The organism is Pantoea sp. JV6 (assembly GCF_025910055.1).
Taxonomy (GTDB): Bacteria; Pseudomonadota; Gammaproteobacteria; order Enterobacterales; family Enterobacteriaceae; genus Pantoea; species Pantoea agglomerans.
Map to the genome: position 1 here is coordinate 1 of NZ_JAPCIM010000020.1, position 20,655 is coordinate 20,655.

Genomic DNA, 20,655 nt, shown 5'->3' on the forward strand with positions numbered 1-20,655 from the left:
TAACAGGAACAGACGGCCATCAGCCAGTTGCTGACAGCTGTGAAAGAATCGGTGGAGCGGTAGTTCAGTTGGTTAGAATACCTGCCTGTCACGCAGGGGGTCGCGGGTTCGAGCCCCGTCCGTTCCGCCACCCTATTAGGGGCGTAGTTCAATTGGTAGAGCACCGGTCTCCAAAACCGGGTGTTGGGGGTTCGAGTCCCTCCGCCCCTGCCAGAAAACGATCCTTTGCTTCGGCAAAGGATTTTTTTTTGCCTTTAAAAAAGCAAAAAAGAAAAACCAGCTAAATCTAACTGGCCTCTGATCTTCCCTGCCTACTGTCCTGCCTGCAAATTCAGCTATTTTGCCTGACCAGAATCGGGAATTTAAGCAACTGACGGATATGTGCCTGCTGATCGCTGTTCTGCAACCAGACAGCATAGAGCGGACGCACGGCGACGGGCGTATCCGGAATCACCATCAACTCACTGTACACACTCTGCCAGAAGTCCGGCAGAAATGCGCACGCTCCGGTGGTATGCAGCAGTTCACGGGTGACATGTGCCGACGTGGTGGTCAGTACCGGTACATCATCAGCCCCGGAGAGATAGCTCTGATGCTGATGAAAATCTGCTCCCCATTCCAGCTTAATATAATCATATTTTTCACGCTTCTCGCTCTGCCGGGCGCAGAAAAGCGCCAGTGAAATATGACCAATCTGCTGACTGGTTAACTCATCCATCTTAGGTGCTTCAGTGGTGATCAACAGATCCAGCTGGCGCTCATGGAGTTGCTTAACCAGCAGATGTCGTTGTGCCACGCGCGCTTCTAAGTGCAGGCTCTCCCGATTCTCGTAGAGCGTCTGTAGCCATGGCGTCAGATAAGCCTCCCATAGTGATGCACTGGCACCTATTGAAAGCTCATGGTGCTGCTGAGTGTGTGAGACCTCCTTCTTCGCCATCATCCAGGTGCTCATCAGGCTTTCAGCATAGGGGAGCAGTCGCTCTCCGGCCGCCGTCAGACGTATGTTATTGCGATGCCGTGTAAAAAGGTTAACGCCAAGCTGATTCTCTAACTGACGGATGCGAAAACTGACAGCAGATTGCGTGAGGTAAAGTGCTTCTGCAGCACGCCCGAAATGGCGAGTTCTGCTCACTTCCAGAAAAGTTTTCAGTAATTCCGTATCCACAGCGTTCTCCCAAAAAATGTTTGTCGTATAGATTTAAATGTTTTGTTTTACACTCTGTCAAGCCTATCTAATACTCCGCGCCATTAACAGCACGGCATTAGAAAATCAGGAGCGTGTAACATGGCGGAAAGCTTCTCAACAGAGAATCGTTTCTTTGATAACAAACATTACCCGCGTGGTTTCTCACGCCACGGTGACTTTACTATTAAAGAAGCTCAGCTTCTTGAACGCCACGGTTTTGCCTTTAATGAGCTGGATTTATCAAAGCGTGAGCCTGCAACCGAAGAAGAACGTTTGTTTATTGAAGTGTGTCGTGGCGTGCGTGAGCCGCAAACGGAAGCTGAACGTGTATGGTCTAAGTATATGACCCGCATTAAGCGTCCTAAACGTTTTCATACGCTGTCTGGCGGTAAACCGCAGATGGACACCGTTGAAGACTTCACCGACAGCGACGATTAACAGAGAAGGGGCGAAAGCCCCTTTTTTATTGCAGGCTGTTATGCAGATGGATCATTAATCGATCTATCGTGCGATAGCTGACAGCTTCCTGCAGATGATGCCGGGTGATGTCTGTTTCCCCAGCCAGATCGGCCAGGGTACGGGCCACTTTTAAAATCCGCTGCCATGCCCGTACAGATAAACCCAGCTTCTCCAGCACTGACTCCAGCCACTCCGCATCCTCTTTAGCAGGCTGACACCAGCGCATAATCTCTGCATTGTTTAAATGCGCATTTATTTTTCCTGCACGAGCCAGCTGAATGTCACGCGCTGCGACCACCCGATGACGAACCTGCTCAGATGCTTCCGCCCTGGCGCGCTGACCGCTGAGCATGCCGCTGGGGAGTAGCGGCACCTCCAGCGAAAGATCAAAACGATCAAGAAAAGGGCCGGATAGCTTACTGAGATAACGCAGCACCTGCTGGGGTGAGCAGCGGTTATGCTGTCCCTGATAGTGTCCGGTTGGACTTGGATTCATCGCAGCAATCAGCTGAAACCGGGCCGGGTAGGTAACTTTTGCCCGAGCGCGTGAAATAGCGATGACGCCCGACTCTAATGGTTCGCGCAGGGAGTCCAGCACCTTGCGATCAAATTCCGGTAATTCATCCAGAAACAGCACGCCGTTATGCGCCAGGGAGATCTCACCGGGCCGTGGCAGTGAGCCGCCGCCAATCAGAGCATAGAGAGAGGCGCTGTGGTGAGGTGACCTGAAAGGCCGGGTGCGCCACTGTCGATGCAGGGTCTTGCTGTTCACCAGGCTGGCGATTGCCGCACACTCCAGTGCTTCCTGATCGCTTAAGGAGGGCATGATGCCGGGCAACCGGGTAGCGAGCATGGTTTTACCGGTGCCAGGGGGCCCGATCAGCAACAGGTTGTGCCCGCCAGCCGCAGTGATCTCCAGTGCTCTGCGTCCCTGTTCCTGACCAATGATATCAGCGAGATCGTCAGCAGGTGCATCGCCCTGATGCTCAGGATATTGGGCTGTCGGTAGTGTGAGTTCATTGCGCAGAAAGGCGCACACTTCGCTGAGGTGAGAGGCAACCAGCGACGAGCCCTGACGGATTAGCCCGGCATCACACTGATTCTCAGCGGAGAGGACCAGCTGTCGTCCAGCCTGAATGGCTACCATGGCCGCTGGAATCGCGCCCTGTACACCGCACAGTGCACCGTCGAGTGCCAGCTCACCCAGAAACTCATAGTGCGTCAGCTTGTCGGCAGGAAGCTGCTCAGAGGCCACCAGAATGGCAATCGCCATAGGTAAGTCATACCGCCCGCCCTCTTTGGGTAAATCTGCGGGTGCCAGATTGATGGTGACGCGTTTTGCCGGGAAGGCAAAACCGCTGTTGATAATGGCGCTGCGTACCCGCTCACGCGCCTCTTTCACCGTGGTTTCAGGCAGCCCCACCAGCGTTAACGCAGGCAGTCCGTTACTGATGTGTGCCTCGATGGTCACCAGCGGGGCTTCCACTCCCAGCGCTGCCCGGGTCAGAACTTTTGACAATGACATACTCGCTCCTTGTTACCGTCAGTCTGGTGACAGCATCAAAGGAAAGCCAGGGCATCATCAGCACTATTCGGGTCATTGCACAACCTATCAGAAGTTTTTTCACAACCTGTTAAAACGCTGCGTGTCTGCGCGCAAATTCACCAAAAAATTATTACGTCAGTAAAGTGATGAATAATTATCATCATGTAATTATTTCTTGTATTACAAATTGATAGACCGCGATTTAGCGCCAGGCGCTAAAAAAACTCTGTAAAAAAAGTTGTGTCATGCCCCCTGACTATGATAACTCTGTAGGCATTACTTCGAACAAGCGAAAGAATTGAACAACACATGAAAGCCCTTCTACAAGTGATTAGCCTGGTCGTGATTAGCGTGGTGGTGGTTATTAACCTACCGTGCGGGGCAACGCTTGGAGAAAGAAAGGCTTAGAAATCAAGCCTCGAATCCGAAAAAACCCCCGCACCGAAAGGTCCGGGGGTTTTTTTTCGACCAGAGGAAATATCAGTAAATCCACAAGGAACAAACAATGAACAGTAGCATAAAATTCTGTTGTTCCGGTCAGGACACAGGAGAATAGCGATGACAGGTGCACAGTGGGTAGTTCAGGCTTTACGCGCGCAGGGTGTTGATACCGTATTCGGTTACCCTGGCGGCGCAATCATGCCGGTATACGACGCGCTCTACGACGGCGGCGTGGAACACCTACTGTGTCGCCACGAGCAGGGCGCTGTGATGGCGGCGATCGGTTATGCGCGCTCAACCGGCAAAACCGGCGTCTGTATCGCCACCTCTGGCCCTGGCGCGACCAACCTGATTACCGGCCTGGCAGATGCCATGATGGATTCGGTTCCGGTGGTTGCCGTAACGGGTCAGGTCTCTTCCGCTTTTATTGGTACCGACGCCTTTCAGGAAATCGACGTACTGGGCTTATCGCTGGCCTGCACCAAACACAGCTTCCTGGTTGAATCGCTGGATGAGCTGCCCGCCATCATGGCAGAAGCCTTTGCGCTGGCGCAGTCAGGCCGTCCGGGTCCGGTACTGGTGGACATTCCTAAAGATATTCAGATTGCGCAGGGAGAACCTGCCCCGCATCTGGTTCCGGTAGAAGAGGGAAATGCGCTGCCGCATCAGGCGATTCAGGAAGCACGCGCACTGATGGCGCAGGCCAGAAAACCAATGCTCTATGTTGGTGGAGGCGTTGGCCTGGCACAGGCTGTTCCGGCACTGCGCGCGCTGGCAGAAGAGACCGGCATCCCGGCAGTGGCCACCTTAAAGGGGCTGGGCAGCGTAGACCCCCACAGCGAGGTGTATCTCGGCATGCTGGGGATGCACGGTACTAAAGCCGCCAACCTGGCGGTGCAGAGTTGTGACTTACTGATCGCGGTCGGTGCCCGTTTCGATGACCGTGTGACCGGCAAGCTGGACACCTTTGCACCCCATGCCAGCGTGATTCATCTCGATATCGATCCCGCTGAGTTAAACAAATTACGTCGTGCACACGTCTCTCTGCAGGGTGATCTCAACGAACTGCTGCCCGCCCTGAGTCAGCCTCTGCATATCAACGCCTGGCGCGATGAGATGAAAGCGCTTAAGGCCAGTCACCCATGGCGCTACGACCATCCGGGCGAAGCGATCTATGCACCGCTGTTGCTGAAGCAGCTTTCCGATCGCAAACCGGCCAATACCGTAGTGACCACCGACGTCGGTCAGCACCAGATGTGGACGGCGCAACACATGGCATTCAGCGCGCCAGAGAACTTCATCACCTCCAGCGGCTTAGGCACCATGGGCTTTGGTTTACCCGCCGCCATCGGTGCGCAGGTTGCACGCCCGGAAGATACGGTTATCTGTGTCTCGGGCGATGGCTCCATCATGATGAACATCCAGGAGCTGGGCACCATCAAGCGCGGCAAGCTGCCGGTCAAAATCGTGCTGCTGGATAACCAGCGTCTGGGCATGGTGCGTCAGTGGCAGCAGCTGTTTTTCGATGGCCGCTACAGTGAAACCAATCTGTCCGACAACCCCGACTTCCTCACGCTGGCCAGCGCTTTCAATATTCCCGGCCAGCGCATTACCCGTAAAGATCAGGTCGACGCCGCCCTTGATGCTCTGCTGAACAGCGAAGGTCCTTACTTCCTGCATGTTGCAATTGATGAGCATGAAAACGTCTGGCCACTGGTACCGCCGGGTGCCAGCAATGCAAACATGATGGAGAAAACTGTATGAACCAGCATCAATTGTCTATCGAAGCCCGTTTCCGCCCTGAAATATTGGAGCGCATTTTACGCGTAGTGCGTCACCGCGGTTTTCAGGTCTGTTCTATGAACATGGCCTCAGTCGCCAACGCAGAAAACATTAATATTGAAATGACCGTTGCCAGTCAGCGCTCCGTCGATTTACTGTCTTCGCAGTTAAGCAAATTGATCGACGTTGCATGCGTTCAGATTCAACAACAGACAACACAACAAATCCGCGCTTAGCCGCGAGAGGGAATAACAATGAGCACGAAGAAAGCAGACTTTATTTGGTTCAATGGCGAGATGGTTAAGTGGGAAGAGGCGAAGGTCAGCGTCATGTCCCACGCGTTGCACTACGGTACGTCGGTATTTGAAGGCGTGCGCTGCTACGACTCTCACAAAGGACCGGTTGTGTTCCGCCATCGCGAACACATGCAACGTCTGCACGACTCCGCCAAAATCTATCGCTTCCCGATTAAAAACAGCGTTGATGAGCTGATGGAAGCGTGCCGCGAAGTCATCCGCGTGAACAAACTGAAAAGTGCTTATATCCGTCCGCTGGCCTTTGTCGGCGATGTGGGCCTGGGCGTGAACCCGCCAGACGGCTTCACCACCGATGTGATCATTGCGGCGTTCCCGTGGGGCGCATACCTGGGCGCTGAAGCCCTTGAGAACGGCATCGATGCCATGGTCTCCTCATGGAACCGCGTAGCACCGAACACCCTGCCAACCGCCGCTAAAGCGGGTGGTAACTACCTCTCCTCACTGCTGGTGGGCAGCGAAGCCCGTCGTCACGGCTATCAGGAAGGGATTGCGCTGGATACTAATGGCCTGATCTCAGAAGGTGCAGGCGAAAACCTGTTTGAAGTTAAAGATGGCGTGCTCTTTACCCCGCCATTTACCTCTTCAGCACTGCCGGGCATCACCCGCGATGCCATCATCACGCTGGCGCGCGATATGGGCATTGAAGTGCGTGAGCAGACCCTGTCGCGTGAATCTCTCTATCTGGCTGACGAAGTCTTTATGTCTGGCACCGCGGCAGAAATTACACCGGTGCGCAGTGTTGACCGCATTCAGGTTGGCGAAGGCAAACGTGGCCCGGTGACCAAACGCATCCAGGAGGCCTTCTTTGGCCTGTTCACCGGCGAAACCAAAGACAAATGGGGCTGGTTAGATCCGGTTAACCCATAATCAGATACAGCGCGGGCGTCATCTGACGTCCGCGAGCTTATTCTTACTGGAGTAAATAGAGTATGCCTAAGTACCGTTCCGCCACCACCACCCACGGCCGCAATATGGCGGGTGCCCGTGCCTTATGGCGCGCGACAGGAATGACCGACGACGATTTCGGCAAGCCGATTATCGCTGTGGTTAACTCATTCACCCAATTTGTGCCGGGCCACGTTCACCTGCGTGATCTTGGTAAACTTGTCGCCGAGCAGATCGAAGCGGCAGGCGGTGTGGCTAAAGAGTTCAACACCATTGCGGTGGATGACGGTATTGCCATGGGTCATGGCGGCATGCTGTATTCACTGCCGTCGCGTGAGCTGATTGCTGACTCGGTCGAGTACATGGTCAACGCCCACTGTGCCGACGCCATGGTCTGCATCTCTAACTGCGACAAAATCACCCCGGGTATGCTGATGGCGTCATTGCGCCTCAATATTCCGGTGATCTTCGTTTCAGGCGGACCGATGGAAGCGGGTAAAACCAAGCTTTCTGACCAGATCATCAAGCTGGATCTGGTAGATGCGATGATTCAGGGTGCCAACCCGAACGTCAGCGATGCCGACAGTGAGCAGATCGAACGCTCTGCCTGTCCGACCTGCGGCTCCTGCTCCGGTATGTTCACCGCCAACTCGATGAACTGCCTGACTGAAGCACTCGGTCTGTCGCAGCCTGGCAACGGTTCACTGCTGGCTACGCACGCCGATCGCAAAGAGCTGTTCATCAATGCCGGTAAGCGCATCGTAAGCCTGACCAAGCGCTATTACGAGCAGGATGATGTCAACATGCTGCCGCGTAACATCGCGAACAAGGCCGCTTTCGAGAACGCCATGATGCTGGATATCGCCATGGGTGGCTCCACCAACACCGTGCTCCACCTGCTGGCAGCCGCACAGGAAGGCGATATCGACTTTAATATCTCCGACATCGATCGCCTGTCACGCAAAGTGCCTCAGCTCTGTAAAGTGGCGCCAAGCACTCCGAAATACCATATGGAAGATGTGCATCGCGCGGGTGGCGTGTTCGCCATTCTCGGCGAGCTGGATCGTGCCGGCCTGTTCGACAGCAGCGCCCGTAATATCCTGCAGCAGACCATGCGTGAAACGCTGGATCAGTACGACATCATGCTGACCAAAGATCAGGCGGTAAAAGATATGTTCCGCGCGGGTCCGGCGGGTATTCGTACCACCCAGGCGTTCTCACAGAACTGCCGCTGGGACACGCTGGATGATGACCGTGCCGAAGGCTGTATCCGTACCCATGAAAATGCTTACTCGCAGGATGGCGGTCTGGCCGTGCTCTACGGCAACATCGCAGAAGATGGCTGTATCGTAAAAACCGCAGGCGTAGACAAAGAGATCCTGACCTTCACCGGTCCGGCCAAAGTCTATGAAAGCCAGGATGACGCCGTTGAAGCGATTCTGGGCGGCAAAGTCGTTGCGGGCGATGTGGTCGTCATTCGCTACGAAGGTCCAAAAGGCGGGCCAGGCATGCAGGAGATGCTCTATCCGACCACTTATCTGAAATCGATGGGGCTGGGCAAAAGCTGCGCGCTGATCACCGATGGTCGTTTCTCTGGCGGTACGTCGGGCCTCTCTATCGGTCACGCCTCGCCTGAAGCAGCCAACGGCGGCACCATTGCGCTGGTCAAAGATGGCGACACCATCGAAATCGATATCCCTAACCGCGGTATCAAACTCGCCGTACCGGATAACGAACTGCACGCCCGTCGTGAAGAGCAGCAGGCACGTGGCGATGCGGCGTATACGCCGGTCAATCGTCAGCGTGAAGTCTCCTTTGCGCTGCGTGCCTACGCATTACTCGCGACCAGTGCTGACAAAGGCGCCGTCCGCGATAAGAGCAAGCTGGGAGGCTAACGATGGCCGAGTCTCAACCGCTACCCGAGGCGCCTTGTGGCGCCGAGTATTTGCGCGCAGTGTTGCGTTCACCGGTGTATGAAGTGGCACAGGTGACGCCGCTGCAGGTTATGGAAAAAATCTCATCGCGTCTCGGCAACACCATTCTGGTGAAGCGGGAAGATCGTCAGCCGGTGCACAGTTTTAAGGTGCGCGGTGCCTACGCGATGATTGCCGGTCTGAACGAAGAGCAGAAAGCGCGCGGCGTGGTAACGGCGTCAGCCGGTAACCATGCGCAGGGCGTGGCGCTCTCCGCCACTAAGCTGGGCATCAAGTCACTGATTGTGATGCCGCTGGCGACGGCAGACATCAAGGTTGATGCGGTGCGCGCATTTGGCGGTGAGGCTTTCCTGTTCGGGGCCAACTTTGACGAGGCGAAAGCCAAAGCGATAGAACTCTCTGAACAGCGCGGTTACACCTTCGTGCCGCCGTTTGACCATCCGGCCGTCATAGCCGGACAGGGCACGCTGGCGATGGAGCTGCTGCAGCAGGATGCGCATCTCGACCGGGTCTTTGTCCCGGTTGGCGGTGGAGGTCTGGCAGCTGGCGTCGCGGTGCTGATCAAGCAGCTGATGCCGCAAATCAAAGTGATTGCGGTGGAGTCAGAAGATTCAGCCTGCCTGAAAGCAGCGCTGGAGGCGGGTCATCCGGTCGATCTGCCGCGCGTCGGGCTGTTTGCCGAAGGGGTGGCGGTGAAACGGATTGGCACCGAAACCTTCCGGCTCTGTCAGGAATACATCGATGACATCATCACCGTCGACAGCGATGCCATTTGTGCCGCAATGAAAGATCTGTTTGAAGATGTCCGTGCTGTGGCGGAGCCCTCTGGCGCGCTGGCGCTGGCGGGCATGAAAAAGTATATCCAGCAGCACGGGATCAAAGGCGAGCGGCTGGCGCATGTGTTATCCGGGGCCAACGTCAATTTCCACGGCCTGCGCTACGTTTCTGAGCGCTGCGAGCTGGGCGAACAGCGAGAAGCGCTGCTGGCCGTAACGATCCCGGAACAGCAGGGCAGTTTCCTGCGTTTCTGCCAGACGCTGGGTGGACGGTCGATTACCGAGTTCAACTACCGCTACGCCGATGCGGACAAAGCCTGCATCTTTGTTGGCGTACGACTGACGCGCGGCGTGGAAGAGCGCAGCGAGATCATCAGCGAGCTCACCAGCGGCGGTTATCAGGTGGTCGATCTCTCGGATGATGAGATGGCGAAACTGCACGTGCGTTACATGGTGGGCGGACGCCCTTCTAAACCACTGCGTGAACGCCTCTTCAGCTTTGAATTCCCGGAGGCACCTGGCGCGTTGCTGAAGTTCCTGCAAACGCTGGGCACCCACTGGAATATCTCGCTGTTTCATTACCGCAGCCACGGCACCGATTATGGCCGTGTGCTGGCGGCTTTTGAACTCGGCAGCGATGAGCCACGCTTCGAAGAGCATCTCACCGATCTGGGTTACGACTTTCATGACGAAAGCCAGAACCCGGCATTCCGCTTCTTCCTGTCAGGCAGCTGATTACAGCTGGCTCCAGAAAGCACTGATCAGCGGCTCTCCGAGCCGCTTTTTTTGCACGCAGATGCCGAGTTCGAACGGCGCAACCGAGTCAATATTCTCCAGTAGCAGCACGCGGTTACGCACCGGATCCGGGCTGTTTTCCAGCACCACATCCGGTAAAAGTGCAATACCGCAGCCCAGCGCCACCATCGAAACAATCGCCTCATGCCCCGAGACCGTGGCGTAAATCACCGGATTCGGGATGCGCTGGCGGCGAAACCAGAGATCGATACGTCGCCGTGCCGGTCCCTGCACCGGCAGGATAAACGGAATTTTTGACCAGTCGGGCTGCGGCTGTGTTGCCTGGGTACGAACGGCACAGGGCAGTGCAGGCGCGATCAGCACCAGCGGGATCAGCCCCAGTGGCATAAAATCAATGCTGGCGGGCAGCGTTTCAGGACGGCCGGCAATGGCCAGATCGGCATCGCCGGAGTGCACTTTTTCCACCGCATCCGCGGCATCGCCGGTATCCAGTTTGATTTCGACCTGCGGATGTTCAGCGCGAAAGCGGTCGAGGATGGGCGGCAGATGACTGTAGGCCGCCGTCACCGAACAGAACAGGCGCAGCTCGCCGCTGAGCGACGGGCCGTTAAGATCCATCACATGGCGCAGTTGCTGATACTGCAACAGCGTCTGCTGGGCAAACTGGCGCAGGCGTTCGCCGGCTTCTGTCAGCGTCACGGTGCGGTTATCGCGCAGAAACAGCGCATGGCCGACATCTTCTTCAAGCCGCTGGATCTGGCGTGACAGCGTGGAAGGGCTGACGTGCATAGCACGCGCAGTGCGTCCGAAGTGGCAGCTTTCTGCCAGATGAAGAAACAGTTTCAGATCCCGTAAATCCATGTGCGCGTCGCCTCTGGGTGGTGTTGCATTTATTGCAATGTGACGTTGTTAATATATCAATTTAAGCAACAGAATTCCTGTCATATGATGGGGTCATTCGCGGCGCTGCATGACACGCCGTTCCTGAACAAAAAAAGCAAACACAACCTTACCGGAGTACCCATGGCTAACTATTTCAACACATTGAACCTGCGCAACCAGCTGGCGCAATTAGGCAAGTGCCGTTTCATGGCACGCGATGAATTCGCGGATGGTGCCAGTTTCCTGAAAGGTAAAAAAGTCGTTATCGTTGGCTGTGGTGCGCAGGGCCTGAATCAGGGTCTGAACATGCGTGATTCCGGTCTGGATGTGGCCTATGCACTGCGTGCTGAAGCAATTGCGGAAAAACGCCCTTCATGGCGCAAAGCGACCGATAACGGTTTCAAAGTGGGCACCTACGAAGAACTGATCCCGCAGGCTGACCTGGTGGTTAACCTGACGCCAGACAAGCAGCACTCCGCTGTAGTTCAGGCTGTTCAGCCGCTGATGAAAGATGGCGCTGCGCTGGGCTACTCGCACGGTTTCAACATCGTTGAAGTGGGCGAAAGCATTCGTAAAGACATCACCGTGGTGATGGTGGCACCGAAGTGTCCGGGTACAGAAGTTCGTGAAGAGTACAAACGTGGCTTTGGTGTACCGACGCTGATCGCGGTTCACCCGGAAAACGATCCAAAAGGCGAAGGCATGGCGATTGCCAAAGCCTGGGCAGCAGCAACTGGCGGCGATCGTGCTGGCGTGCTGGAGTCCTCTTTCGTTGCAGAAGTGAAATCTGACCTGATGGGTGAGCAGACTATTCTGTGCGGCATGTTGCAGGCTGGTTCACTGCTCTGCTTCGACAAGCTGGTGGCTGAAGGCACTGACCCGGCTTACGCAGAAAAACTGATCCAGTTCGGCTGGGAAACCATCACTGAATCACTGAAGTTTGGCGGCATCACACTGATGATGGATCGCCTCTCTAATCCAGCCAAACTGCGCGCTTATGCGCTGTCAGAGCAGCTGAAAACCATCATGGCACCGCTGTTCCAGAAACATATGGATGACATCATCTCCGGCGAATTCTCTTCCGGCATGATGGCGGACTGGGCTAATGATGATAAAAACCTGCTGACCTGGCGTGAAGAGACCGGCCAGACCGCGTTCGAAACCGCCTCACAGTATGAAGGCAAAATCGAAGAGCAGGAGTACTACGACAAAGGTGTGGTGATGGTTGCGATGGTTAAAGCGGGCGTTGAGCTGGCGTTTGAAACCATGGTGGACGCCGGCATCATTGAAGAGTCTGCCTACTACGAATCACTGCATGAGCTGCCGCTGATCGCGAACACCATCGCCCGTAAGCGCCTGTATGAAATGAACGTGGTGATCTCCGATACCGCCGAATATGGTAACTACCTGTTCTCCTTCGCCGCGGTGCCGCTGCTGAAAGAGTTCATGACCACGCTGCAGCCAGGCGATCTGGGTAAAGCGGTTGAAGGCACGCAGGTTGATAACGCGCAACTGCGTGACGTTAACGAAGCGGTTCGCCAGCACCCGATTGAAACCGTTGGCCGCAAGCTGCGTGGCTACATGACCGACATGAAGCGTATCGCTGTCGCGGGCTAATTACCGTCATCACAGTTTTCAGCAAAACAAACCCCGGCTTGCCGGGGTTTTTTGTTGGTGAACAACGGCTGGACGGTTCTCTGTGAGACCGTGCCTGCACAGGCAACACGGTCAGATCGGAAAGACGCAAAACCGCCATCCATGGCATGCTCGGCCCGCGCGATTACGCACCTCATCCCTGAGGTGCGCCCGTTTCCGGGCCAACGCTTTGCGTTGTTCAAAAACGCTCCCGGCGTTTTTGTCCCTGGCGCGGGACGCTTTCCTTGACCGTGTTCCCTGTGCCCTTAAGCTTCTTCATTGCTGCCAATATCACTACGCCTTTCAGCGAGGTCCGGTTTTTTCAAACAGAAAGCTAACCCGCTTAAGGCGTATGCTCCCTGAGCCTGTCGCCTGATATTGTTTAGCCCTTCAGAGCGGTTGTACTCTGTGAGCCTGCTCCATAAAAAAACCCGGCAGCCGCCGGGTTTTCACTGACCTTCATCCAGCCGGATTAAACGTCATACAGCGTCTGATTACGCGTCTCTTTACAGGCGAGCAATGCAATCAGCGTCAGCACGGCCATCGACGCCAGATAAAGTCCCACCGCCTGCAAACCATAATGCGCATTCAGCCAGGTCGCGATATAAGGCGCAACAGAGGCACCCAGAATCGATGAGAGGTTATAAGAGAACGATGCGCCGGTATAACGCACTTCGGTCGGAAACAGCTCCGGCAGCAGGGCGCCCATCGGACCAAAGGTCAGGCCCATAATGCTCAGACCCAGCAACAGAAACGCCATCACCAGCGCCTGCGATCCGGAACCGAGCATCGCCGGGAACAGGAACGAAAACGCGATAATCATCAGCGTAATGGTAATCATCGTCTTGCGGCGACCAAAACGGTCAGCCAGCAAACCGGCAATCGGCACCATCACTCCAAAGCCAATCACCGCCAGCATCAGCATCCACAACATACTATTACGCGGAATACCCAGACCGGCCGGTGCTGCCGTGGTGCCGTAGCTCATCGAATAGACGGTCATGATATAGAACAGCGTATAGGTCGCCAGCATGATAAAGGTGCCGAGAATGGTGGCAGTCAGATGCTTGCTCAGCAGCGCTGCAATGGGCACCCGAACCTGCTTCTTCTCTTTCTGTACTTTGGCAAACACCGGACTCTCATGCAGCGAAACGCGCACATACAGGCCAATCAGCACCAGCACGGCGGAGAGAATAAACGGCACGCGCCAGCCCCACTGCATAAACTGCTCGTCGGTCAGCAGCCACGAAAGCAGCAGAAAAGTGCCGTTAGCGAAGAAAAAGCCAATCGGCGCACCCAGCTGAGGGAAGGAACCGTAAAGCGCACGCTTCTTCGCCGGGGCATTTTCCGTCGCCAGCAGCGCTGCGCCACCCCATTCACCACCCAGTCCCAGTCCCTGACCAAAACGCGCCAGCGCCAGCAGCAGCGGAGCCATCACGCCGATGGTTTCATAGCCGGGCAGCAGACCAATCACCACGGTGGAAATCCCCATGGTCAGCAGCGAGGCAACCAGCGTGGCCTTGCGACCCACGCGATCGCCAAAGTGACCAAACACGGCGGAGCCAATCGGACGTGCGATAAAGGCGATAGCAAACGTGGCCAGCGACTGTAGCGTCGCGACCGTGGCATCACCCTGCGGGAAGAAAATGTGCGGGAAAACAATCACCGCAGCAGTGGCATAAATATAAAAGTCGAAGAACTCGATGGCCGTTCCGACCAGCGAGGCAATCACCACTTTACTGCGTGAGTTAACCGGCGTGGGATCCTGCTGTTTGTCGAGCGTGTCTGTGAGGGAGGCTTGCATAACTGTTTCTTATTTGTAAATACAGACAAAGAATCTTACGCATCTGCCAGAGCGCATTCAATGAAGAAAACCCGCGCCGCGTCTGGCTTCAGCGGGCAAAAAGAGGATAATTTCTGAGGTGCGACGAATGTCGGGTGATACCGGGGTAATCCGGACGATATCTGGCGGGATACTCTACGAAAGGGCTAAATAAAAGTGACCCCTCAGCTATTCATCCTGTTATCTGGTTAAAAAATAGCCGAGGGGTAATATTTTCCGCTGTTGTTAACGGATTACGATGATTTGTGTCGTGACGCGCTGCCCGCTTCAGGCATTTGTGGGTCGTCTTTATATTTGGCGGTGGCGATCCACGCCGCACAGAACAGCGTCAGACGGGCGAAGAAGTAGAAAAACGCCATCAGGCCGAGCACGGAACCAAAGGCCGCACCGGAAGGCGAGGTCGCCAGCTTCGGCAGCGTCAGCGTCATCACAAACTTGATCACCTCAAAACCGATTGCCGCCAGCAGAGTGCCGCGGAACAGTGCTTTCTTACGCGGCTTATGACGCGGCAGGATCCAGAAAATCCACAGGAACAGCAGATAGTTAGCCATAACGGAAATCGAGGTGGCAATAATGGTCAGGGCGGGCCGTAACCAGTCGATGCCATCCAGCCCCAGTGCGCTGACGATCATTGCCTGCGCAGAACCGGCTACCGAGGTCAGCGACAGCGTAATCACCAGCGCCAGCATCAGACCGGTCAGCGACAGGAAATCGCGGATATAGCGCTTCCAGATCTTCTCTTTGTCATCCGGTTTGCGTTCCCACACGTCGCGCGACTGGGCACGAATCGCTTCGCGCAGGTTACCCATCCAGTTAAGACCGGAGTAGAGCGCCAGCAGTAAACCGGTAATACCCACGGTGGCACGCTGCTGAATGGCGGTATTTACCGTATTCTTCAGCGTGGTTGCCAGCGTCGGGTCGCTGATGCTGCTGACGATTTTGTTGATGATATCGGTCAGCAGATCCGGGTTCGATGCCAGCACAAAACCCACGGCGGCAAACGACACCATCAGAATGGGGATCAGCGATAAAAAAGAGAAATAGGTAATGGCCGCGCCAAACTGGCTGCCGAGCCGATCATTAAAGCGGTCAAGGGCGCGAATAAAATGCGCCACTGCCGGGATCGCCTGAAACCAGGCGGCAAAACGCGACACGCGCACTAACGAATGATCAACCGTCTCGTTGCCGGTTTTAATATCGATAAGTGGTTTTTGCGGCTGCGTATCCTGCGGGTTTTCCTGCTTGTCTGTCATAGACCTTCACTGTCCTGTTTATCATTAAAATCAAAGTATAGCCGCTCAGGTGACGTACTCCTGTAACACCTGACTCAGCCACTCCATAAAAACCCGCACGCGACGCGCCACATTGCGCCGGTGCGGATAGAGCAGGTGGATCGGCATCGGTCTGGCGGGAAAGCGATGCAGCACTTCTACCAGCTCGCCTCTTTCCAGTAATGTCTGAATCCCGGCGGCAGGCACCTGAATAATGCCTAACCCCGCCAGACAGGCGGCGCGATAGGTTTCGGTGCTGTTCACGGTGACCACACCGCCGGTGTGAACATAGTGACACTGCCTGCCATCAAAATATTCAAAACCCGGTGAGGCCTGACCCAGTTGCTGGCTGTAATGCACCATCGCATGCTGCGACAGCTCTTCCAGCCGGATCGGCATGCCGAAACGCGAAAGGTAGCCAGGGCTGGCGCAGTTGATCAAGGTATGGGTACCAATTTTTCGCGCAATCAGGCCAGAATCTTTGAGTTCCCCGACGCGGATTACGCAGTCAAACCCTTCCCGGATCACATCCACCTGACGGTCGCTGCTGCTCAGCTCAATCTCTACGCCGGGGTAGTGCTGCAAAAATTCCGGCAGCCGTGGCAGGATAAAACTGGTGGCCATGGCCACAGACATATCAATCCGGAGTTTACCGCTGAGCGAGGCAGGCTCGTGCTGGAACAGGCTGTCCATATCGTCAATCATTGACAATAAATCCAGACAGCGATCGTAATAGACCAACCCATCCTGGGTTAGTTGCACCCGGCGCGTGGTGCGATGCAGCAAACGTGTTGCCATTTGATTCTCCAGCGCCTGTATCTGCCGCGAAACGCTGCCTTTGGGGACACCTAAACTCTCTGCCGCGCGGGTAAAACTGCCCATTTCGGGCACCCGCACAAACACCTGCATTGCGTGAATTTTGTCCATGTTGTTCACCGATTGTTGTTTTTATTGAAACAGTGATGCGCATTTAACACTGTTTATAGATCAATAATTCGCGAATATCCTTAACCTGTGTTCAATTTTTCAACAGGTGCGAGAGATGAATCAGAAAGTGGCGTTAATTACCGGTGCAAACCGCGGTTTAGGCCGTAATGGCGCGTTAAAACTGGCGGCCAGGGGGACAGACATTATCCTGACTTACCGCAGCCATGCCGATGAGGCACAGACGGTGGTGAAGGAGATCGAGGCACTGGGACGGCGTGCAGTGGCGCTGGCGCTGGACGTCGGCGAAACCGGTCAGTTCGATCGCTTTGTCGTCCAGGTGAAAGAGGCACTGCAACAGCAGTGGCAGCGTGAGCGCTTTGACTATTTAGTGAACAACGCCGGACACGGACACTACAAGCCATTTACCGACACTACCGAGGCGGAATTTGATGCGCTGGTTAATGTGCATTTCAAAGGGCCTTACTTCCTGACCCAGAAGCTGCTGCCGCTGATCAACGACGGTGGCCGCATCCTGAATATCTCCAGCGGTCTGACCCGGCTGATCTATCCTGGCTCCTCGACCTATGCGTCAATGAAAGGGGCGATGGAGGTACTGACGCGCTATCAGGCGAAGGAGCTGGGCGAACGGCGTATTCGCGTCAATATCCTGGCACCTGGCGCGATAGAGACTGACTTTGGCGGGGGCCGGGTGCGCGATACCCCCGAGATTAACCATCAGATTGCCGGGCTGACGGCGCTGGGCCGGGTCGGACTGCCGGATGATATCGGCGACGCCATCAGCGCGATCCTCAGTGACGAAACCGGCTGGATCACCGCTCAGCGTATTGAAGCCTCAGGCGGGCAGGGGATTTAACCGCTGGTGGCGTCGCGGAAAGCACCCCGCGACGTCGCAGCCTTTTACAGCGTAATGGTGCCATCAATGACGGTTACGGTATTACCACCAATCCAGATGGTCTCACCATTAAAGGTTACGTTCACCCGACCGGCACGCTGCAGGGCAGTACCCTGACGCACGCGATAGGAGGTGGTATGGCCTGCGGCTGCAAAGTAACGCGCCAGACAGGCGTTGGCGCTGCCGGTCACCGGATCTTCGGTCAGGCTGCCATTTTCCACCAGCAGGCCACGCACTTCATACAATTCATGCTCGCCCGAGGGCAAACGGCCAAAGGGCATCACGCCCGAGACACCCGCATGTTTAATCAGGCGCTGCAAATCGCTGACATTGGGCTGCAGCGCCAGCACGGCCTCGGCGCTGACCATCGGCACCAGCAGCCAGCGGATACCCATATCCACCACGGTCGGGCTTTGCGTCAGATCGAATGCATCGCTGTTTAAGGCGTTACCCATCAGCGCATCCTGCCATGGCATCAGGGTGGCAGCTGGCGCGGCAAAGGCCAGTCCGCCCGTCTCATTAATCTTCACCGTCACGTTACCGACGCCGCACTCCTGCACGATTTCACCCGGCGTACGGGTTGGCCAGCCCGCCTCCAGCAGCGCGTGTGCGGTGCCCAGCGTTGGGTGACCGGCAAACGGCAGTTCGCCTTCAACGGTAAAAATACGCACCCGGTAGTCCGCCTCTTCATGTTGTGGCGGCAGCACAAAGGTGGTTTCCGACAGGTTAGTCCAGCGGGCAATCGCCGCCAGCTGGCTGTCGCTCAACTCCTGAGCATCCATAATCACCGCCAGCGGATTGCCATTAAAGGCTGCTGAGGTAAACACATCGACTTGCTTAAACGCGACCTTCATGATGACTCCTTGCGATTGGGTTCAGTGCGGCCTTTTCTCTGCCGGATGATTGCTTATAACAGCTAACAGCGTTATCAATAAGTTAAAGATTTTACCGGAGACTGTGAATGCTAACGATCCTGGGACGCGCCTCCTCAATCAACGTGCGCAAAGTATTATGGCTGTGTGACGAGCTTGACCTTGATTACCAGCGCGAAGAGTGGGGCGATGGATTCCGCTCAACGCACCTGCCCGAATTTATGGCACTCAATCCCAATGCGATGGTGCCGGTACTGAAAGATGATGACTTTGTGATGTGGGAATCCAACGCCATCCTGCGCTATCTGGCGAATGCCTATGGCGGCGAGTGGCTCTATCCTCATCATCCGCAAACGCGTGCGCCTGTCGATCAGTGGATGGACTGGCAGTCCACTGAACTCAACACCTCATGGCGCTACGCATTTATGTCGCTGGTGCGAAATTCACCGGCTCATCAGGATCCACGTTTGCTGGCCGCGGCCAGCAAAGGCTGGGCACACACCATGAGCATTCTCAATCAGCAGCTGGAAAAAACCGGTCGTTACGTTGCCGGACGTAATTTCACGCTGGCAGACATTCCGATTGGTCTGGCGGTGAACCGCTGGTTTGAAACGCCGCTCGAACACCCTGATTATCCGGCGGTACGCACCTATTACGAACGCCTGACTGAACGCCACGGCTATACTGTCTGGGGCCGCAACGGTACACCCTGAGCCTCGCCGCAGGATACTCCCGCCAGTTCACAGGCGATTTCGCCCGCGCGTCTGATCGCCCAGCTGTAGCGCGCATCAAACGGATAGCAGCAGGAGAGGCGCAGTGCATGGTTGTAGCGCTCGCTCAGCGAATAGAGCGCGCCGGGCGTGACGCAAATCTGCTCCTGCAGCAACCGATCAAACATCTCGGTGGTATTTACGCCGCCCGGTAACTCGACCCAGAAGACGAAGCCACCGCGCGGCAGCGTCGCGCGGGTGCCCTCCGGGAAGTAGCGGGCGATCAGTCCCCGCGCCTCATCCAGGTTGGCCGCGTAGCGACGGCGCAGCGTGCGCAGATGGTGGTCATAACCGCCGGAAGCAAGAAACTCCGCCAGCGTTTCAGAGAGCAGGGCGGATTCTGCCATCGACGACACCGCTTTCAGTCGGGCAATCGCATCATGAAAACGGCCAGCGGCGGTCCAGCCAATACGGAAATCGGGCGCCACGGTTTTGGTGAAGCTGGTGCAGTAGATCACCCAGCCGTCGCGATCAAAGGCTTTTACCGCGGGCGAGAGCGGCCAGTCGAACTGTAACTCGTCATACAGCCCATCTTCTATCAGCGGAACGTGGTAAGTATTCACTAACTTCGCCAGCCGCTTCTTGTTCTCCAGCGACATGCCGCAGCCCAGCGGGTTCTGCGCGCTCGGCATCGCAATCAGCGCCTTAATTCGCTGCTCCTGAAGCAGCATCTCCAGCGCATCCAGCGACAGCCCATGCTGCGGATCGGTGGGGATTTCCAGCGCCTTAAGGCCCAGTGAAGCCAGCAGCGGGAAGAGGAAAAAGTAGGTCGGCGACTCCAGTCCGACGCAGTCGCCGGGCTGCGTGACCGCCCGCAGCGCCAGCTGAAGCGCCTCCATGCAGCCGTGGGTCAGGGTGATCTCATCGGCGGTGAGCGTCTGTCCGGCGTGCAGCGCCCGTCGCGCAATCTCCTCCCGTAAGCGCTCACTACCGGGCGGAAGCGCATAGCGCCCAATCATGTTCGGATGACGGCGCAGCAGTGAGGTGGTAATCCGGGCAATACGCGCCGCAGGAAACAGCTCACTATCCTGGGGGCAGGCCAGGGAAATATTGATGTAGTCAGGATGGTTCTGCGCCGCAAATACCTTATCGATCAGGTCGAGCTTGCCGCTGCTGGGGTCGCGTACCCGGGTTTTATGCTGACCATGACGGGTCACGGCGGGCAACACGCCGCGCACGTAATAGCCCGACTGGGGACGCGCCTCAATCAGCCCGCGATCTTCCAGCAACTGCCAGGCATTCAGTACCGTATTGACGCTGACCTGATGTGACTGGGCGACGCGGCGGATCGCCGGCAGGCGTTTGCCGGGTTTCAGCGTGCCCTGATGGATAGCCTCAGCGAAGCTGTCTGCCAGCTGCTGATAGAGAGGCCGATCGGAAGTGGGAGCAAGGGACACAGTAGCCTCCGGATTGGATGGGTACAATTGCTGTTAACGGGAACTGTAACCATAACAATAGTG

18 protein-coding genes and 2 tRNA genes are annotated in these 20,655 nt (G+C 56.1%); 12 read left to right on the forward strand and 8 right to left on the reverse strand.

Translation table 11 applies throughout. From position 1 onward, the window contains the following. The first annotated feature begins 53 nt into the window (after positions 1-53). Both OK412_RS18500 and OK412_RS18505 read left to right on the forward strand, forming a co-directional pair. A tRNA-Asp gene (locus OK412_RS18500) sits at positions 54-130 on the forward strand. 7 nt (positions 131-137) lie between these two features. After that, positions 138-213, forward strand: a tRNA-Trp gene (locus tag OK412_RS18505). Positions 214-331: 118 nt separating this feature from the next. On the opposite strand, the gene hdfR is transcribed toward OK412_RS18505, so the two are convergent. Further along, the gene (hdfR, locus tag OK412_RS18510) at positions 332-1,165 is read right to left on the reverse strand and encodes an HTH-type transcriptional regulator HdfR (protein WP_010253571.1); all 834 of its coding nucleotides are present in this window, start codon (positions 1,163-1,165) and stop codon (positions 332-334) included. A gap of 120 nt (positions 1,166-1,285) precedes the next feature. Here hdfR and OK412_RS18515 point away from each other — a divergent pair, with 120 nt between their 5' ends. After that, the gene (locus tag OK412_RS18515; RefSeq protein WP_010253568.1) at positions 1,286-1,624 is read left to right on the forward strand and encodes a DUF413 domain-containing protein; all 339 of its coding nucleotides are present in this window, start codon (positions 1,286-1,288) and stop codon (positions 1,622-1,624) included. 25 nt (positions 1,625-1,649) lie between these two features. On the opposite strand, the gene OK412_RS18520 is transcribed toward OK412_RS18515, so the two are convergent. Then, a complete protein-coding gene (locus tag OK412_RS18520) occupies positions 1,650-3,170 on the reverse strand; it encodes a YifB family Mg chelatase-like AAA ATPase (protein WP_264353424.1) in 1,521 nt (506 codons plus the stop codon). A 330-nt stretch (positions 3,171-3,500) separates the two neighbouring features. On the opposite strand from OK412_RS18520, the gene ilvL reads away from it, so the two are divergent. The 6 genes from ilvL (at position 3,501) to ilvA (ending at position 10,061) form a co-directional block, all read left to right on the forward strand. Beyond that, the gene (ilvL, locus tag OK412_RS18525; protein ID WP_072101316.1) at positions 3,501-3,599 is read left to right on the forward strand and encodes an ilv operon leader peptide; all 99 of its coding nucleotides are present in this window, start codon (positions 3,501-3,503) and stop codon (positions 3,597-3,599) included. Between the two features lie 150 nt (positions 3,600-3,749). Then, positions 3,750-5,396 carry an acetolactate synthase 2 catalytic subunit gene (gene ilvG / locus OK412_RS18530; RefSeq protein ID WP_039389700.1) on the forward strand — a complete coding sequence of 549 codons (1,647 nt, stop codon included), beginning with the start codon at positions 3,750-3,752 and terminating at the stop codon, positions 5,394-5,396. Then, complete coding sequence (gene ilvM / locus OK412_RS18535; protein ID WP_008926359.1) at positions 5,393-5,650, forward strand: acetolactate synthase 2 small subunit; 258 nt, start codon at positions 5,393-5,395, stop codon at positions 5,648-5,650. The genes ilvG and ilvM overlap by 4 nt, the downstream gene beginning before the upstream one ends. Positions 5,651-5,668: 18 nt before the next feature. Beyond that, positions 5,669-6,598 (forward strand): branched-chain amino acid transaminase, encoded by a 930-nt coding sequence (locus tag OK412_RS18540; protein ID WP_264353425.1) that lies wholly within the window; start codon positions 5,669-5,671, stop codon positions 6,596-6,598. 62 nt (positions 6,599-6,660) lie between these two features. Continuing rightward, entirely contained in the window at positions 6,661-8,511 is a 1,851-nt protein-coding gene (gene ilvD, locus OK412_RS18545) for a dihydroxy-acid dehydratase (protein WP_033766560.1), read from the forward strand. A gap of 2 nt (positions 8,512-8,513) precedes the next feature. Further along, positions 8,514-10,061: a threonine ammonia-lyase, biosynthetic gene (gene ilvA / locus OK412_RS18550; protein ID WP_033785739.1), complete on the forward strand. Its 1,548-nt coding sequence runs from the start codon at positions 8,514-8,516 to the stop codon at positions 10,059-10,061. Here ilvA and ilvY read toward each other — a convergent pair whose 3' ends face one another. Further along, the gene (ilvY, locus tag OK412_RS18555) at positions 10,062-10,943 is read right to left on the reverse strand and encodes an HTH-type transcriptional activator IlvY (protein ID WP_008926355.1); all 882 of its coding nucleotides are present in this window, start codon (positions 10,941-10,943) and stop codon (positions 10,062-10,064) included. It abuts the gene before it with no gap. 162 nt (positions 10,944-11,105) lie between these two features. Here ilvY and ilvC point away from each other — a divergent pair, with 162 nt between their 5' ends. Then, positions 11,106-12,581, forward strand: coding sequence for a ketol-acid reductoisomerase (gene ilvC / locus OK412_RS18560; protein ID WP_010253551.1), 1,476 nt, complete (start codon positions 11,106-11,108; stop codon positions 12,579-12,581). A gap of 490 nt (positions 12,582-13,071) precedes the next feature. Here the strand turns inward: ilvC and OK412_RS18565 are convergent, their stop codons facing one another. From OK412_RS18565 to OK412_RS18575, 3 genes are all read right to left on the reverse strand, one after another. Further along, positions 13,072-14,403 carry an MFS transporter gene (locus OK412_RS18565; protein ID WP_010671462.1) on the reverse strand — a complete coding sequence of 444 codons (1,332 nt, stop codon included), beginning with the start codon at positions 14,401-14,403 and terminating at the stop codon, positions 13,072-13,074. A 272-nt stretch (positions 14,404-14,675) separates the two neighbouring features. Next, complete coding sequence (yhjD, locus tag OK412_RS18570; RefSeq protein WP_264353426.1) at positions 14,676-15,695, reverse strand: inner membrane protein YhjD; 1,020 nt, start codon at positions 15,693-15,695, stop codon at positions 14,676-14,678. Positions 15,696-15,740: 45 nt separating this feature from the next. Then, positions 15,741-16,640, reverse strand: a complete 900-nt coding sequence (locus OK412_RS18575; protein ID WP_264353427.1) for a LysR family transcriptional regulator — start codon at positions 16,638-16,640, stop codon at positions 15,741-15,743. A gap of 115 nt (positions 16,641-16,755) precedes the next feature. Between OK412_RS18575 and OK412_RS18580 the strand changes: the two genes are divergently transcribed. Next, positions 16,756-17,514 carry an SDR family NAD(P)-dependent oxidoreductase gene (locus OK412_RS18580; protein ID WP_122457489.1) on the forward strand — a complete coding sequence of 253 codons (759 nt, stop codon included), beginning with the start codon at positions 16,756-16,758 and terminating at the stop codon, positions 17,512-17,514. 44 nt (positions 17,515-17,558) lie between these two features. On the opposite strand, the gene OK412_RS18585 is transcribed toward OK412_RS18580, so the two are convergent. Continuing rightward, positions 17,559-18,407: a PhzF family phenazine biosynthesis protein gene (locus tag OK412_RS18585; protein WP_264353428.1), complete on the reverse strand. Its 849-nt coding sequence runs from the start codon at positions 18,405-18,407 to the stop codon at positions 17,559-17,561. Between the two features lie 107 nt (positions 18,408-18,514). On the opposite strand from OK412_RS18585, the gene OK412_RS18590 reads away from it, so the two are divergent. Continuing rightward, the gene (locus OK412_RS18590) at positions 18,515-19,138 is read left to right on the forward strand and encodes a glutathione S-transferase family protein (protein WP_010253536.1); all 624 of its coding nucleotides are present in this window, start codon (positions 18,515-18,517) and stop codon (positions 19,136-19,138) included. Here OK412_RS18590 and OK412_RS18595 read toward each other — a convergent pair. Continuing rightward, complete coding sequence (locus tag OK412_RS18595; protein WP_033759169.1) at positions 19,105-20,592, reverse strand: PLP-dependent aminotransferase family protein; 1,488 nt, start codon at positions 20,590-20,592, stop codon at positions 19,105-19,107. The two genes, OK412_RS18590 and OK412_RS18595, sit on opposite strands and share 34 nt — an antisense overlap. Positions 20,593-20,655: the final 63 nt, after the last annotated feature.

Coding starts and splice junctions, on each gene's coding strand:
- OK412_RS18515 (WP_010253568.1), top strand. CDS start 1,286: ATGGCGGAAAGCTTCTCAACAGAGAATCGTTTCTTTGATAACAAACAT.
- OK412_RS18520 (WP_264353424.1), bottom strand. CDS start 3,170: ATGTCATTGTCAAAAGTTCTGACCCGGGCAGCGCTGGGAGTGGAAGCC.
- ilvL (WP_072101316.1), top strand. CDS start 3,501: ATGAAAGCCCTTCTACAAGTGATTAGCCTGGTCGTGATTAGCGTGGTG.
- ilvG (WP_039389700.1), top strand. CDS start 3,750: ATGACAGGTGCACAGTGGGTAGTTCAGGCTTTACGCGCGCAGGGTGTT.
- ilvM (WP_008926359.1), top strand. CDS start 5,393: ATGAACCAGCATCAATTGTCTATCGAAGCCCGTTTCCGCCCTGAAATA.
- OK412_RS18540 (WP_264353425.1), top strand. CDS start 5,669: ATGAGCACGAAGAAAGCAGACTTTATTTGGTTCAATGGCGAGATGGTT.
- ilvD (WP_033766560.1), top strand. CDS start 6,661: ATGCCTAAGTACCGTTCCGCCACCACCACCCACGGCCGCAATATGGCG.
- ilvA (WP_033785739.1), top strand. CDS start 8,514: ATGGCCGAGTCTCAACCGCTACCCGAGGCGCCTTGTGGCGCCGAGTAT.
- ilvY (WP_008926355.1), bottom strand. CDS start 10,943: ATGGATTTACGGGATCTGAAACTGTTTCTTCATCTGGCAGAAAGCTGC.
- ilvC (WP_010253551.1), top strand. CDS start 11,106: ATGGCTAACTATTTCAACACATTGAACCTGCGCAACCAGCTGGCGCAA.
- OK412_RS18565 (WP_010671462.1), bottom strand. CDS start 14,403: ATGCAAGCCTCCCTCACAGACACGCTCGACAAACAGCAGGATCCCACG.
- yhjD (WP_264353426.1), bottom strand. CDS start 15,695: ATGACAGACAAGCAGGAAAACCCGCAGGATACGCAGCCGCAAAAACCA.
- OK412_RS18575 (WP_264353427.1), bottom strand. CDS start 16,640: ATGGACAAAATTCACGCAATGCAGGTGTTTGTGCGGGTGCCCGAAATG.
- OK412_RS18580 (WP_122457489.1), top strand. CDS start 16,756: ATGAATCAGAAAGTGGCGTTAATTACCGGTGCAAACCGCGGTTTAGGC.
- OK412_RS18585 (WP_264353428.1), bottom strand. CDS start 18,407: ATGAAGGTCGCGTTTAAGCAAGTCGATGTGTTTACCTCAGCAGCCTTT.
- OK412_RS18590 (WP_010253536.1), top strand. CDS start 18,515: ATGCTAACGATCCTGGGACGCGCCTCCTCAATCAACGTGCGCAAAGTA.